Here is a 13,314-nt window from a genome sequence, read left to right on the forward strand (position 1 = left end):
TTTTTGCGTTTCAGCGGACACCGCTTGTTGTTAAAATTTCGTCAATTTCAACTTTCGGCTAACCAAACTCCTTCACGCTTGTTGTAACTTTTGACTTTCGAATGCAAACAATTAAACAAGCAGAATGCGAAACGCAATACGAATTCCCCTTTTGTCTCTTTTTTTGATTGGTGCCGGTCAGGCTATGGGCACCGGACTAAAAACACTTTGTCGTTTACCGGAAAAGGTAGAAGAAACATCCGGAATTGAACTCACAGGTAAAAATGAAATATGGACCTTGAACGACAGTGGTGGTCAACCCGAGCTATACCTGTGCGATACCTTGGGAAACCTACTGCGAACCGTTAAAATCGGCGGAGCTGAAAATCATGACTGGGAAGATTTGACGCAGGATGACCAAGGCAATTTTTACATCGGAGATATGGGTAACAATAACAACGACCGCGATAACCTGCGAATTTACAAAATACCGAATCCCGGATCCACTTCGGCAGAAAGCATTGAAGCTGAAAAGATCAAATTCACCTATGAAGATCAAACGGAGTTTCCACCCGATGATGGCAACATGAATTTCGATTGTGAAGCGATTATTTGGTCCAACAACTATTTGTACCTGTTTTCGAAAAACCGGAGTTTCCCAATTAAAACCAGTGTCTACCGAATCCCGGATGAACCGGGCGAATATGTTGCTGAGAAAATCGGTTCATTCGACACCGGTGGAACGAGCACCGAAGAAACGATGATTTACAGCTACTGGATTACTGCTGCCGATATCAGTCCCAACGGCAAGCAACTGGCTTTGCTGTCGCACGACCGGGTTTGGGTGTTCTACAACTTCTCGGGCGACAACTTCTTCGGTGGCAATTACAAAGTTTACGAACTGGAAAATAGCACCCAAAAAGAATCCATTTGCTTCGTCGACAACGCCACCCTCTACCTGACAGATGAATATTGGAGCACCTTCGATATTGGCCGCAACCTTTACCAAATCACCATCAGCACCCCCTTCAGCACCAGCACAACTTCGGTGTCGGCACCTGCAAGGGCAAAATTCTCGCTTTCCCCTAATCCCTTTCAAAATAAACTGAAGGTCACCGGACGAAATTTAGCCGACTACCAGCTTCAACTATTCGACCAACAAGGCAAGTCGCATCAAACAATATCTCCGGAGGATCAAACCCTTGTTTTGAACACAAATCAGCTTCCCAACGGGTCGTACTTTCTTCAATTCACCAATCGGTCAACCGGCTATTGCTGGACCGAAAAATTATTGAAAGTCGAGTAAAAAATACAGCTCCATCTGAACAATCAGCACAGAAAATGTCTTTATTTGTCTGAGAACAAACGAATAAGAATTCATACTTAATTCGAAGATAAGTCATGGAAGACATTGAAAATATTGAGTTAACATTTTTGAGTTTAAATGATTACGAGGACCTGAAACAGGCGATGATTGCGGCCTATGCCCAGATGCCCAATTCGTACTGGGAGAAAGATCAAATTAAACGGCTGATCGACAAATTTCCGGAAGGACAGGTTGCCATCAAGGTCAATGGGCATTTTGCCGGCTGTGCGCTATCGATTATTGTCGACTACAGTAAATTCGAAAATGGTCACACCTACCGTCAAATTACCAACAACCATACCTTCAACACCCACACTCCGGACGGCGATATGCTATACGGAATCGACATTTTCATTCAACCTCAATTCAGGGGATTGCGTTTGGGACGCCGGTTGTACGACTACCGGAAAGAACTGTGCGAGCGGCTAAACCTGAAAGGCATTGCTTTTGGCGGCCGGATTCCAAACTACCATAAGTACGCCAACGAAATGACCCCGAAACAGTACATCGAGAAAGTTCGCATGAAGGAGATTCACGACCCGGTTCTCGACTTCCAAATGTCAAACGATTTTCACCCGGCCCGGATTCTGAAGAATTATTTGGTGGGTGACAAAGAATCGAACGAATATGCTGTACTGTTGGAGTGGGACAACATTTATTACGAAACACCCACCACCAAAGCCACAACAATCAAAAAAGTTGTGCGCCTGGGATTGGTGCAATGGCAAATGCGCCCTTATAAAGATATGGAAGAAGTGATGCAACAGGCGGAATATTTTATTGACGCTGTTTCGGGTTACCGATCCGACTTTGCGCTCTTCCCCGAATTTTTCAACGCCCCGTTGATGGCTGAAAACAACCACCTGTCGGAGCCGGAAGCGATCCGCGAGCTGGCGAAATACACCGAAACACTTGTCCAGCGATTCTCGGAACTGGCGATCTCTTACAACATCAACATTATTACCGGGAGTATGCCCGAGTTAGTCGATGGCACGTTGTTTAACGTGGGGTACTTGTGTAAACGCGACGGTGCGGTCGAACGATTTGAGAAACTGCATGTCACCCCTGATGAAGCTAAAGTTTGGGGATTACAGGGAGGCACACAGCTCAAAACCTTCGATACCGACTGCGGCAAAATAGGCATTCTGATTTGCTACGACGTGGAGTTTCCGGAATTAAGCCGACTGCTGGCGCTCGAAGGAATGGACATTCTGTTTGTACCTTATCTGACCGATACACAAAACGGTTATTCCCGGGTTCGGTTTTGTGCGCAAGCCCGAGCCATCGAAAACGAGTGTTATGTTGCCATTACCGGCAGTGTGGGTAACCTGCCCAAGGTACATAACATGGACATTCAGTATGGCCAGTCGATGGTGTTCACGCCTTGCGACTTCTCCTTTCCAGCTAACGGGATCAAGGCCGAATCGACACCAAACACCGAGATGATTCTGATTGCAGATGTGGATATTGATATGTTGCGCGAACTGAACCAGCTTGGAGCCGTGCGCAACCTGAGAGACCGCCGAACGGATATTTACGAGTTAAACATTAAACCAATGAAGAACTAAAATATTCTGTTCTATTTTGTATTTTGGATACTCAAATTCCAACTTACAACTTCATGCAACCTCAAATCGATCACATTCAAATCACCGTTAAAAACCTGAACGAGGCGGAACTGTTCTACGACCGGTTTCTCCCCCTGCTGGGCTTCGACCCGAACAGAAAAGTGAAAGCGCACATTGCCGAACACGACTTCGACGTTGTCGAATACACTCACCCGAAACTGGCTTTTGCCATAACTTCGCCCAGACTGGCTTTCGCTAACGACGACGTTAACCGCCGCAAACCGGGATCGTTGCACCACCTGGCTTTTAAAGCCGAATCGCGTGCTCAGGTTGATCAGCTTTACGGGGAACTAAAAAAAATGGAGGCAATGATCGTCACCCCGCCAAGGCTATATCCCGAATATAGTCCTGATTATTACGCTGTTTTCCTGAAAGATCCCGATGGAATTAAATTCGAATTGGTTTGTACGAAAGCAGAATAACGCAGGAATAGCCCATAAACGGCAAACTTCTGTAAATTTGCGCTGTTACAAACTGCAAAAATAACAGCATGCGAAAATTGACCGCCTTTGTGTTTACAACACTCAACGGCTATTATAAAGGAGCTAACGAGAACATCGACTGGCACAGCAACGGCCCGGAGGAAATTGAATTTGCTCAGCAAAAACTACAGGAGGGAAACACCCTTTTGTTTGGTCGGAAAACCTACGATATGATGAAGAATTTCTGGGTTAGCCCAATGGCCTACGAGTTGTTTCCGACGATTGCTTTGCGGATTAACCAGGCTGAAAAAATTGTCTGCAGCACAACGCTGCAATCGAGCGACTGGGCAAACACGACGATCCTGAACGGCGACATCGTTACGCAACTAAAAGCGCTGAAGGAAACCGAAGGCGAAGACATTACCCTGATGGGCAGCGGACAGCTGGTTAAGCAACTGGCCCAGGCCGACCTGATTGACGAATACGAACTGATGATCAACCCGACCATTGTTGGCAAAGGGGAAACACTGTTCGAAGGACTGGAAAAACAGCTCGACCTGCAAATGACGGACGCACGCCTGTTCCGCGAAAGCGGGGTTCTACTGCTCTATTATAAAAAAGCTTAAGTCGATAGCCCGGCATGAAGAAATACAAAAGCTTTGAAACGGAACGGCTGTTCATTCGACCGACAACCGAAGAAGATGCCACCTTGGTGCTGGCTTTACTCAACACACCAAACTGGCTGAAGCACATTGGCGACCGGCAGGTATATACCGTTGATGATGCCCGGAATTATATCAAAGAGCGAATGCTGCCCCAGCTGGAGCGGCTGGGCTTTGGAACTTACACGATGATCCGGAAATCGGACCAGGCCAAAATCGGAACCTGTGGCCTCTTCGACCGCGAAGGACTCAACGGTGTTGACATTGGCTATGCCCTGCTGCCCGAATACGAACGTCAGGGCTACGTCATCGAAGCAGCAGAACGGATCAAACAGGCTGCTTTCGACGATTTCTCCTTCACCGTATTGTATGCCATTACCACCCACCAAAATGTAGCTTCGCAACGCATACTCGAAAAACTGGGCATGCATTACGAGACCGTCGTCCGGCTTGAAGGCGACCCCGAAGAGCTGCGCCTGTACGAGCTGACGGCTGAAGAATTCTCGAAATAGGAAAGTCAGCTGCTCCTCCCCCTCGTTTGCAACGAGGGGTTAATTGCCTGTCGTTTGTAACGACATTTGGCGCATATTACACCGATTGAAGTCAAGCTGAGTTACAAACTCAAAACCACTAGCCCCTCGTTACAAACGAGGGGTAGAAGAAGTCACCCCGTAAACACGCAATAACGACTACTTATATGAAACCAGACAAACTTATTTTAGTGCTTTTATTGGCGATTACAGGCCCAAGCTTTTCTTGCTTCGCGCAAGACAATGCGGTAGCTGATATCTCCGACTATTTGACAAAAAGCAGGATCGACACCATTGAATCACCTTTTGATAAGCGACTGATGGATCTTACCGGCTACCTGGCCGCCAACAAATCGCTATTGAATGCCGGTATCCAAAAAGGAATCAATTATCGCAGTCTGATCTGGGATCAGGGCTATACCTTCACTACCAACGGAACGGAATACATTATCGTTCTTTTCAAAGTACGCCGGGATTCAGTCGGTCAGATGTTAGTTGCACACCGAACATCTGATGGGTTCTCTGCTGTTATCCGCGAGGGGCATCCCTACTATCAACCCGGTCCTAAAATCCCCAAAGGAAAAGTCATTTACAGAACACTGGATGGGATTTCGACGCTAATTGAAGAGTATGAACATGGCAAGCGGAAAGCCGTCCGGATCAACACTCAACACGATCCTGACTTTCATTAAAGCGAGTAGCCCAGTCCCGGTTACGCTTTGCATAAACGAAGGACTTAGCAAGTTCTCCTGTTTAAGCGCGACTTTTAACGAGCCGTTCTCTATTTACCGGATAAAAGGGACAAAGCGTACCGGAACGATATCGCGGGAAACAACCCGGTTCTCTTTTTTGACGACTAATCGCAAGTACTGGTAATCGAACCGCCCGCCAACCGGTATAATCATTCGCCCGCCAACCTTTAGCTGCTCCACCAACGGCGGTGGCACCGAATCGGCAGCTGCCGTAACCACAATGGCATCGTAAGGAGCATGCTCAGCCCAGCCATCATAGCCATTACCACTTTTCACATGTACCTTGTTGTACTGCATCTTTTCCAAGCGTTCGGCAGCTTGCTGAGCCAGTGCATCGACAAACTCAATGGTGTAAACCTCATCAACAATTTCGGCCAATACAGCTGCCTGGTAGCCCGATCCGGTTCCAATTTCGAGCACTTTAAACGAACTCTCGGGCCTGATTAGTTCGGTCATATAAGCCACAATGTAGGGCTGCGAAATGGTTTGCCCGTACCCAATAGGCAGCGGCCGGTCCCAATAGGCAACCCCCTCGTATCCTTCGGCAACAAACAAGTGGCGTGGTACAGTTCTCATCGCATCCAGTACTAACCGATTACTCACCCCGCGAGCTTCAATCTGCCGTTTCACCATCTGCTCGCGCTGTGATTCATACTGATCCCCTTGCCCTAAAATCCCCGGAACCAACAAGAGCATTCCCCACACAACCATATAATTTAAAACGGAAACCATCGCATTGATTTTTCTTAATCGTTTATCCTAATTCATTTACGTGAAAGCGATTCCGTCAGTTCTCGATTATCCGTTTTTCCCACTAAAAAGTCCGCCACATCAATCATGCCCCGGGCAACTGCGACAAACGGCCAAATGTTGTTGGTTGAAGCCGTAACTCTATCGGGACGCAAGCAGTAGAATGAAGCTGGATGATAAGCAAATTCGTCATACTGGCCGTTTTCGGAATTGCGATGGCTCATGTTGAAGGCGTGGTCGTGGTGTACCTGCGGAAGGCAATGGGCCTGCTGAAGCCGGACGTTGACACCCGTAAGATCCTGGAGGAGGTTCCCGAACGGCTAATCAAAATTGAGATGACCCGGGAAGCTGCAACCATTGTCATGCTGGTTGCCCTGGCCTTGCTAACCGGTCGGGGCTGGATTGAACAGCTGATGATTTTCCTCTGGACCTTCGCCTTTTGGGATCTGTTCTATTATGTGTCGTTGTACCTGACCATTCAATGGCCACCCAGCCTAAAAACCACCGATGTCTTGTTTCTTATTCCGCGCCCGTGGATCGCACCGGTCTGGTTTCCGGTGACCGTTTCGTTGGGCACAATCGTGGCAATCGCCGTGTTTTACCTTCTTCCCTTCCTTTAAGTATCGCGGCGAATCTGAAGAAGAGCAATTAAAAAAGCTCCGTCTCAAATGAGAACGGAGCCTTTCCAGATTGTATTAAAATTGCTTATTTATTCGGGTAATAAGGTTGTTCCACCGGACTGCAGACCGGGGATATTGGTGATTCGAATTTGTGACACCCCGCGTTTGATCGCGTCGAAGCTGTTGTCCAGCTTCGGAATCATTCCGGCATGAATGGCACCGCTTTCCTGCAGGGTTTTAAATTGCGAATGGTTCAGCGAGGCAATCACCGAGCTATCGTCTTCCGAGTCCTCGAGCACACCCGGTTTCTCGAAACAGAACACCAGCTCCACATCGAAATATTTTGCGAAAGCAACAGCTGCTTCGGCGGCAATGGTATCGGCATTCACATTCAACAGGCTGCCCTGCTTATCGTGCGACAGGGGCGCCAGCACCGGAATCACCTGCTTTTCGAGCAGCAGGTTCAGCTCCTCGACATGTACGCCAACAATATCGCCCACAAAACCGTAATCGATATCTTTTACCGGACGTTTCACCGCCTGCATATAATTCAGGTCAGCTCCGGTAATACCAATGGCATTCATTCCCAAAGCCTGTAACTGCGCGACAATATTTTTATTCACTAATCCGCCGTAAACCATGGTCACCACTTCCAGCATCGACTGGTCGGTAATGCGTCGGCCATCCACCATTTTGGTTTCAATACCCAGGCGCTCGGCCATCGAGGTTGCCGACCGGCCTCCTCCGTGAACCAAGGCTTTTAATCCTTGCAACTTCGAAAAACGGTCCAGCAAATCAGCTAAAGAATCTTTCTCTTCAACGACTTTACCGCCAACTTTTACGAGTGTAAGCTTTTGTTTGCTCATATCTTTTTATTGGAATGTCATTCGTTGTCACGAATAGTCACTGGGTCATTAATTGGATCAACGTACGACTATTCAATGACGATCTTCCTACTTCATCTGGTCCAACAACATTTTCAGAACGGTTTGGGCTGAGAAGAGACGATTTTCAGCTTCTGCCACCACAATCGAATTCGGACTGTCGATGACAGAGTCGCTCACGATCATGTTCCGGCGAACCGGCAAACAGTGCATGAACTTAGCATTGTCGGTCACCGCCATCTGACGATCCGAAACAGTCCAGCTACGATCCTGCGACAGGATTTTGCCGTAATCGTTATAAGCCGCCCAGTTTTTGGCGTAAATAAAATCGGCTCCTTCGAAAGCTTTCATCTGATCGTATTCCGGCTTCAGGTCGCCCATAAATTCAGGTGCCAATTCGTATCCTTCAGGGTGAGTCACCACTAATTCGTAATCGGTTTCGCGCATCCATTCCACAAAGGAATTTGGCACGGCCTGCGGCAAAGCACGCGGGTGCGGGGCCCAAGTCATCACCACTTTGGGACGTGGTTTTGTTTTGTGTTCTTCAATGGTCAGGTGGTCGGCAAACGACTGTAAGGGGTGGCGCGTTGCCGCCTCCATACTCACCACCGGCACACCGGCATAGTCGACGAATTGCTGAATAATTTTTTCTTCGTAATCATCTGCTTTATTCTCGAACTTGGCGAAAGAACGAACACCGATAATATCGCAATACTTGCCAATTACAGGAACCGCCTCGCGAATGTGCTCCGGCTTATCGCCGTCCATAACGACACCCAGTTCGGTCTCCAGTTTCCAGCCACCTTCGTTAATATCGAAAACAATCACATTCATACCCAAATTCAATCCGGCTTTTTGAGTACTCAAACGAGTCCGCAAACTGGAATTAAAAAAGACCAGCAAAAGGGTTTTATTTTTTCCCAAGGATTGATATTTGTAAGGATCCTGCTTCAATTCCAAAGCCAGCTTTAAGGCTTCATCCAGGTTGTCTAAATCGTGGACTGATGTGAAATGTTTCATAGTGAAAACTATTTGGGTGTGTTGATTTTTCTTTTTTTGATTATTCGCGCCCATCCCTACACAATAGAAGGACAAGGCGACTTGAAACGTTTAGGGGCGAATTTGTCCGTCGCCGTCAATCAACCATTTATAGCTGGTCAATTCTTCCAGAGCCATTGGCCCGCGGGCGTGCAGCTTTTGGGTTGAAATGCCAATCTCGGCTCCCAAACCAAACTGAGCACCGTCGGTAAAGGCGGTCGATACGTTGCAATAGACCGATGAAGCATCAACAAGCTTGCGGAACAAATCCCGCCGTTGCTCATCTTCCGTTACAATGCACTCGCTGTGTTTCGAGCTGAACGTTGCAATATGATCCAACGCCTCATCGAAAGATGAAACCGTCTTAATAGCCATTTTATAATCGAGAAACTCGGTTCCAAAACTTTCGTCTGTTGCCCATTCCAACAAGGTTGAAGGATAAGTTCCGTCCAGTGTGTTGTACGCCAGTTCGTCGGCGTAAACCACCACATTGCTTTTTGGAAGCTCACTGCAGATCTCTGGCAAATCGGCCAAACGACTTTCATGAATGACCAAACAGTCGAGTGAATTGCAAACACTGGGGCGGCGGGTTTTCGAGTTATACACGATCTCCTTTCCTTTTGTAGTATCACCAAACTCGTCGAAATAAGTATGGCAGATCCCCGCACCGGTTTCAATCACCGGGATGGTGGCGTTCTTCCGCACAAACTCGATCAATCCTTGCGAACCACGAGGAATGATCAGGTCTACAAAACCACGGGCGTTCAGTATTTGAGCTGTTGCTTCGCGGTCGGCCGGAAGCAAAGCCAAAGTATTTTTGTCGATGCCATGTTTCTCCAGCACCGAATGAATCACTTTTACAATAGCTGTGTTCGAGTCAATCGCATCGCTGCCACCTTTCAGGACACAGGCATTTCCCGACTTTAAACAAAGGGAAAACACATCGAATGTAACGTTGGGGCGCGCTTCGTAAATGATTCCGATTACACCAAAAGCGACAGACACTTTCCGGATGCGCATTCCATTGGGGCGCGTAGTTTCGCTCAACACCCGCCCAATCGGCGAAGGCAATCCAACAACATTACGGATATCGGAAGCGATTCCTTCAATACGTTCTGCTGTCAATCTCAAGCGATCGTATTTCGGGTCATCCGGTGACATCCGTGCCAAATCTTTTTCATTTTCAGCCAATACTGCGTCTGTATTCGCAACAGCAGCATCGGCAAGATCTGTTAAAATAGCATTGATCTGATCCATTGTCAGCAGGTTGAGACTTCTGCTGGCCTTTAATGTCAGTTCTAATTGTTGTTGTACCTCCATAGTCATTTTTGTAAAATTAAAAGTCCCCTTCCCTGGGGGAGGAAGGGGACAACTCAGAATATCATGAATTTGTTGAAGTCAACAAAAAGGGGTTATTAGAAAAGGGTATATTGAGTTATTCTGAGCTAAAAGTATCTTTGGATTTCGTTTTTAAAACTTTCCCTGCAAAATTAATCAATGAACGATAAATTGTAACATTTCAAGTCGATTTTATTTGAATAATTAACTTGAATTGACACAAAACTTTCAATCTTCAACCAAATACAAATAATCGTAGTGTACAATAGGCTTCTTATACTTGGTTCCGACCTCGGTTTCTGCTTTATCAGAGTCAAACTGAGCTTTACCCCACCCGACTAAATTATTTTGTTCGTCTACAATTTTTACAATATCACCTTTTTCAAAGGTTCCTTTAACCTGTTTCACACCAATTAATAAAAGGCTGGTGGCCATTTCAGAATAAAGGGCTTCGCGTGCTCCCTGGTTAATCACCAATTCACCTTTCGCGAAACTATCGGAATAAGCAATCCACTTTTTTACGTTTGAGGATTTGCGGTCTTCCGCTTTAAAGAGCGTATGTTTTACGTACTTGTCCGTTTTCAGAATATCTGTCAGAACATTATCTTTTAATCCGCTGGCGATGTGAACCGCAATACCTTCTTTGGCTACTTTACGGGCAATCGAACTTTTCGTTAGCATTCCGCCACGACCAAAACCGGATTTTTGCATCGAAACGTTCTTCATCCAGTCTTTTTCCTTCGACCCGATTTCTTCGATAATCTCGGAAGTGGGCAACGAAGGATCTCCATTATAAATTCCTTCCACATTGCTCAAAATGATCAACGCTTCGGAATTTTGCATGGAAGCCATCAACCCGGACAATTCATCGTTATCGGTGAACATCAGCTCCGAGACTGAAATTGTATCATTTTCATTCACAATCGGAACAACTTTGTTTTCCAAAAGTGTGGTGATACAGTTTTTCATATTCAGGTAATGATCCCGATCGACAAAATTGTCTTTGGTGGTCAAAACCTGGGCACAAACAATGCCGTGCTCTCTGAAAAAGTCAGCATAGCGGTTAATCAATTTAACTTGTCCAACCGCAGAACACAACTGTCGCGAAGAAACTGTATCCAGCTTCTTTTGCAATTTCAGTTCACTTCTTCCTGCTGCAACGGCACCTGATGACACCAAAATCACCTCAACACCCTTTTTATGCAGCCAGGCAATCTGATCTACCAAATGCGCGATTCGTGCGACATTCAATGTTCCGTCAGACTTTGTTAGAACGTTGCTACCGACTTTAACGGTAATTTTTTTATAGTGAAAGCTCATACCGTTTCTGGCTTAACCCATTTTGTTATAAGATGCGATCAATCCTTGAATGACTGATGAGCTAAAACCTTTGTGTTCCATTTCGTTGATACCGGTAATCGTTACACCACGTGGTGTTGTCACCTTATCGATTTCACGTTCCGGGTGGTTTCCGGTATCCATAATTAACTGCACAGCACCTTTCACTGTTTGCGCTGTGATGAACTGGGCCATTTCTGCCCCAAAACCCATTTCAATACCACCTTGCATGGCGGCACGCACATAGCGCAAGGCGAAAGCTGTTCCGCATGATGCCAGTACTGTTGCGGCTCCCATTAATTCTTCCGGGATAACCACGGTCTCACCTAACTGGTCGAATAACTCTTTCACCGTAGCCAGGCAATCCTTTGTATTTCCGTTACCGGCAATGCAGGTCATTGATTCCTGAATTGAAATCGCTGTATTCGGCATAACCCGAAGAATCTTTTTGTCCTCTCCGGCCATCTGTGCCAGATCGTTCAAATTTACGCCGGCCACAATTGAGACCAGTATTTTGTCTGAAGTTAGCACAGCCTTGATATTGCTGATAACACCTTCGATATGATAGGGCTTCACGGCAAAGATTACCAGGTTGGCATCTTTTACAGCTTCAGCATTATCTGCAGTAGCCTGAAAACCCTGTTCTTTCAGTTCAATCAGCTTACTCTCACGCGGATCGGAAATAGAAATAGAAGATGCCGGGAGATATCCTGATTTCAGAATCCCGTTAGCGATTGCACCACCCATATTTCCTGCGCCAATAATGGCAATTTTTCCGACTTTCATATTTTAATTATTTAATTCTGCTCTGCATTTGCGAACAGTTCGTTCAATACTTTTTCAAATTTCGAGATGAAATATTCCGCCTGTTCCATGGTCAAACTTAAAGGTGGCAGCAAGCGAATAATGTGAGCTCCCGAAACACCTGTGAATATTTTTTCGTCCTGCAACAATTTCTGACGAATCTCCTTGATCGGTTCTTCGAATTCCAAGCCAATCATCAATCCATGCCCACGCACTTCTTTAATTTGCTTGAAGTTTGCCAAGGTATCCATCAGGTATTGCCCAACTTTAGCGGTATTTTCAACCAGGCTTTCCTGTTCCATAATTTCAAGAACAGCAATACCTGCAGCGCAAGCTAAATAATTTCCGCCAAAAGTTGTTCCCAACATGCCATACCAGGGCTTCAATTCGGGTTGAATTAACAATCCTCCAATTGGAAAGCCATTGCCCATCCCTTTGGCTGTTGTTATCAGGTCGGGCTTCACATTGGTGTATTGAAAAGCGAAGAATTTGCCGCTACGTCCGTAACCCGACTGAATCTCATCCAGGATCAGCAACGCTCCGTACTTTTTACACTGGCGTTCCAGTTCTTCAAGGAAGGCCGGGTCAGGGACATGAATTCCCCCGATCCCTTGAATGCCCTCAACAATAACTGCTGCAACATCTTCAGCCTTTAACTGCAGCACGACTTGCTCCATATCGTTCAGCGGTAAAATAACCGCGTTACTTGTTTCGTTGATCGGTGCAACAATCTTCGGATTGTCGGTAATGGCAACTGCTGCCGATGTACGTCCATGAAATCCTTTATTGAAGCTGATCACTTTTTTACGTCCGGTTGCAAACGACGCGAGCTTCAATGCATTTTCATTGGCTTCGGCTCCCGAGTTACACAAAAACAACTGGTAATCTTCGAAACCGGAAACCTTCCCAAGCTTCTCTGCTAATTCCTGTTGCTGTGGAATGACAACTGAATTACTGTAAAATCCAATTTGATTCAGTTGATCCGTAATTTTTTGCACATAGTGCGGGTGACTGTGGCCCACCGAAATTACAGCATGTCCCCCGTATAAATCGAGGTATTTATTGCCTTCACTATCCCACATATAAGAGCCTTCAGCCTTTACGGGAGTGATATTAAACAGTGGATATACATCAAAAAGTTTCATCGTTCAATTTATTGCTTCATTATATCCATGAAAACATTACTATTCTATTTCCACGGGA

At 46.2% G+C, this 13,314-nt stretch carries 14 protein-coding genes; 7 read left to right on the forward strand and 7 right to left on the reverse strand.

All coding sequences use genetic code 11. The features are described from left to right. Nucleotides 1–124: 124 nt before the first annotated feature. The 6 genes from GJV22_RS03510 (at nucleotide 125) to GJV22_RS03535 (ending at nucleotide 5,279) form a co-directional block, all read left to right on the forward strand. Nucleotides 125–1,285, forward strand: a complete 1,161-nt coding sequence (locus GJV22_RS03510) for a T9SS type A sorting domain-containing protein (protein ID WP_163708762.1) — start codon at nucleotides 125–127, stop codon at nucleotides 1,283–1,285. 95 nt (nucleotides 1,286–1,380) lie between these two features. Continuing rightward, nucleotides 1,381–2,913 (forward strand): carbon-nitrogen hydrolase family protein, encoded by a 1,533-nt coding sequence (locus GJV22_RS03515; protein WP_163708765.1) that lies wholly within the window; start codon nucleotides 1,381–1,383, stop codon nucleotides 2,911–2,913. 53 nt (nucleotides 2,914–2,966) lie between these two features. Continuing rightward, nucleotides 2,967–3,395 carry a VOC family protein gene (locus tag GJV22_RS03520; protein ID WP_163708768.1) on the forward strand — a complete coding sequence of 143 codons (429 nt, stop codon included), beginning with the start codon at nucleotides 2,967–2,969 and terminating at the stop codon, nucleotides 3,393–3,395. A gap of 68 nt (nucleotides 3,396–3,463) precedes the next feature. Next, nucleotides 3,464–4,021, forward strand: coding sequence for a dihydrofolate reductase family protein (locus tag GJV22_RS03525; RefSeq protein WP_163708771.1), 558 nt, complete (start codon nucleotides 3,464–3,466; stop codon nucleotides 4,019–4,021). Nucleotides 4,022–4,035: 14 nt separating this feature from the next. Beyond that, on the forward strand, nucleotides 4,036–4,569 hold the full coding sequence (locus GJV22_RS03530) for a GNAT family N-acetyltransferase (RefSeq protein ID WP_163708774.1): 534 nt from the start codon (nucleotides 4,036–4,038) through the stop codon (nucleotides 4,567–4,569). Between the two features lie 185 nt (nucleotides 4,570–4,754). Beyond that, entirely contained in the window at nucleotides 4,755–5,279 is a 525-nt protein-coding gene (locus GJV22_RS03535) for a hypothetical protein (protein ID WP_163708778.1), read from the forward strand. Nucleotides 5,280–5,372: 93 nt separating this feature from the next. On the opposite strand, the gene GJV22_RS03540 is transcribed toward GJV22_RS03535, so the two are convergent. Then, nucleotides 5,373–6,071, reverse strand: a complete 699-nt coding sequence (locus tag GJV22_RS03540) for a protein-L-isoaspartate(D-aspartate) O-methyltransferase (RefSeq protein ID WP_163708781.1) — start codon at nucleotides 6,069–6,071, stop codon at nucleotides 5,373–5,375. A 191-nt stretch (nucleotides 6,072–6,262) separates the two neighbouring features. Here GJV22_RS03540 and GJV22_RS03545 point away from each other — a divergent pair, with 191 nt between their 5' ends. Beyond that, on the forward strand, nucleotides 6,263–6,709 hold the full coding sequence (locus GJV22_RS03545) for a hypothetical protein (RefSeq protein WP_163708784.1): 447 nt from the start codon (nucleotides 6,263–6,265) through the stop codon (nucleotides 6,707–6,709). Nucleotides 6,710–6,798: 89 nt separating this feature from the next. Here GJV22_RS03545 and argB read toward each other — a convergent pair whose 3' ends face one another. The 6 genes from argB to GJV22_RS03575 form a co-directional block, all read right to left on the reverse strand. After that, nucleotides 6,799–7,575, reverse strand: a complete 777-nt coding sequence (gene argB, locus GJV22_RS03550; RefSeq protein ID WP_163708787.1) for an acetylglutamate kinase — start codon at nucleotides 7,573–7,575, stop codon at nucleotides 6,799–6,801. Between the two features lie 87 nt (nucleotides 7,576–7,662). Next, nucleotides 7,663–8,613 carry an N-acetylornithine carbamoyltransferase gene (locus GJV22_RS03555; protein WP_163708789.1) on the reverse strand — a complete coding sequence of 317 codons (951 nt, stop codon included), beginning with the start codon at nucleotides 8,611–8,613 and terminating at the stop codon, nucleotides 7,663–7,665. A 90-nt stretch (nucleotides 8,614–8,703) separates the two neighbouring features. Then, the gene (locus GJV22_RS03560; protein ID WP_317168651.1) at nucleotides 8,704–9,957 is read right to left on the reverse strand and encodes a glutamate-5-semialdehyde dehydrogenase; all 1,254 of its coding nucleotides are present in this window, start codon (nucleotides 9,955–9,957) and stop codon (nucleotides 8,704–8,706) included. A 240-nt stretch (nucleotides 9,958–10,197) separates the two neighbouring features. Continuing rightward, nucleotides 10,198–11,289, reverse strand: a complete 1,092-nt coding sequence (gene proB, locus GJV22_RS03565) for a glutamate 5-kinase (protein ID WP_163708792.1) — start codon at nucleotides 11,287–11,289, stop codon at nucleotides 10,198–10,200. Nucleotides 11,290–11,301: 12 nt separating this feature from the next. Further along, complete coding sequence (gene proC / locus GJV22_RS03570; protein WP_163708795.1) at nucleotides 11,302–12,093, reverse strand: pyrroline-5-carboxylate reductase; 792 nt, start codon at nucleotides 12,091–12,093, stop codon at nucleotides 11,302–11,304. 11 nt (nucleotides 12,094–12,104) lie between these two features. After that, entirely contained in the window at nucleotides 12,105–13,256 is a 1,152-nt protein-coding gene (locus tag GJV22_RS03575) for an aspartate aminotransferase family protein (RefSeq protein WP_163708797.1), read from the reverse strand. Between the last annotated feature and the right edge of the window lie 58 nt (nucleotides 13,257–13,314).

The organism is Mangrovibacterium lignilyticum (genome assembly GCF_010882175.1).
Classification (GTDB): domain Bacteria; phylum Bacteroidota; class Bacteroidia; order Bacteroidales; family Prolixibacteraceae; genus Mangrovibacterium; species Mangrovibacterium lignilyticum.

Coding starts and splice junctions, on each gene's coding strand:
- GJV22_RS03510 (WP_163708762.1), top strand. CDS start 125: ATGCGAAACGCAATACGAATTCCCCTTTTGTCTCTTTTTTTGATTGGT.
- GJV22_RS03515 (WP_163708765.1), top strand. CDS start 1,381: ATGGAAGACATTGAAAATATTGAGTTAACATTTTTGAGTTTAAATGAT.
- GJV22_RS03520 (WP_163708768.1), top strand. CDS start 2,967: ATGCAACCTCAAATCGATCACATTCAAATCACCGTTAAAAACCTGAAC.
- GJV22_RS03525 (WP_163708771.1), top strand. CDS start 3,464: ATGCGAAAATTGACCGCCTTTGTGTTTACAACACTCAACGGCTATTAT.
- GJV22_RS03530 (WP_163708774.1), top strand. CDS start 4,036: ATGAAGAAATACAAAAGCTTTGAAACGGAACGGCTGTTCATTCGACCG.
- GJV22_RS03535 (WP_163708778.1), top strand. CDS start 4,755: ATGAAACCAGACAAACTTATTTTAGTGCTTTTATTGGCGATTACAGGC.
- GJV22_RS03540 (WP_163708781.1), bottom strand. CDS start 6,071: ATGGTTTCCGTTTTAAATTATATGGTTGTGTGGGGAATGCTCTTGTTG.
- GJV22_RS03545 (WP_163708784.1), top strand. CDS start 6,263: ATGATAAGCAAATTCGTCATACTGGCCGTTTTCGGAATTGCGATGGCT.
- argB (WP_163708787.1), bottom strand. CDS start 7,575: ATGAGCAAACAAAAGCTTACACTCGTAAAAGTTGGCGGTAAAGTCGTT.
- GJV22_RS03555 (WP_163708789.1), bottom strand. CDS start 8,613: ATGAAACATTTCACATCAGTCCACGATTTAGACAACCTGGATGAAGCC.
- GJV22_RS03560 (WP_317168651.1), bottom strand. CDS start 9,957: ATGACTATGGAGGTACAACAACAATTAGAACTGACATTAAAGGCCAGC.
- proB (WP_163708792.1), bottom strand. CDS start 11,289: ATGAGCTTTCACTATAAAAAAATTACCGTTAAAGTCGGTAGCAACGTT.
- proC (WP_163708795.1), bottom strand. CDS start 12,093: ATGAAAGTCGGAAAAATTGCCATTATTGGCGCAGGAAATATGGGTGGT.
- GJV22_RS03575 (WP_163708797.1), bottom strand. CDS start 13,256: ATGAAACTTTTTGATGTATATCCACTGTTTAATATCACTCCCGTAAAG.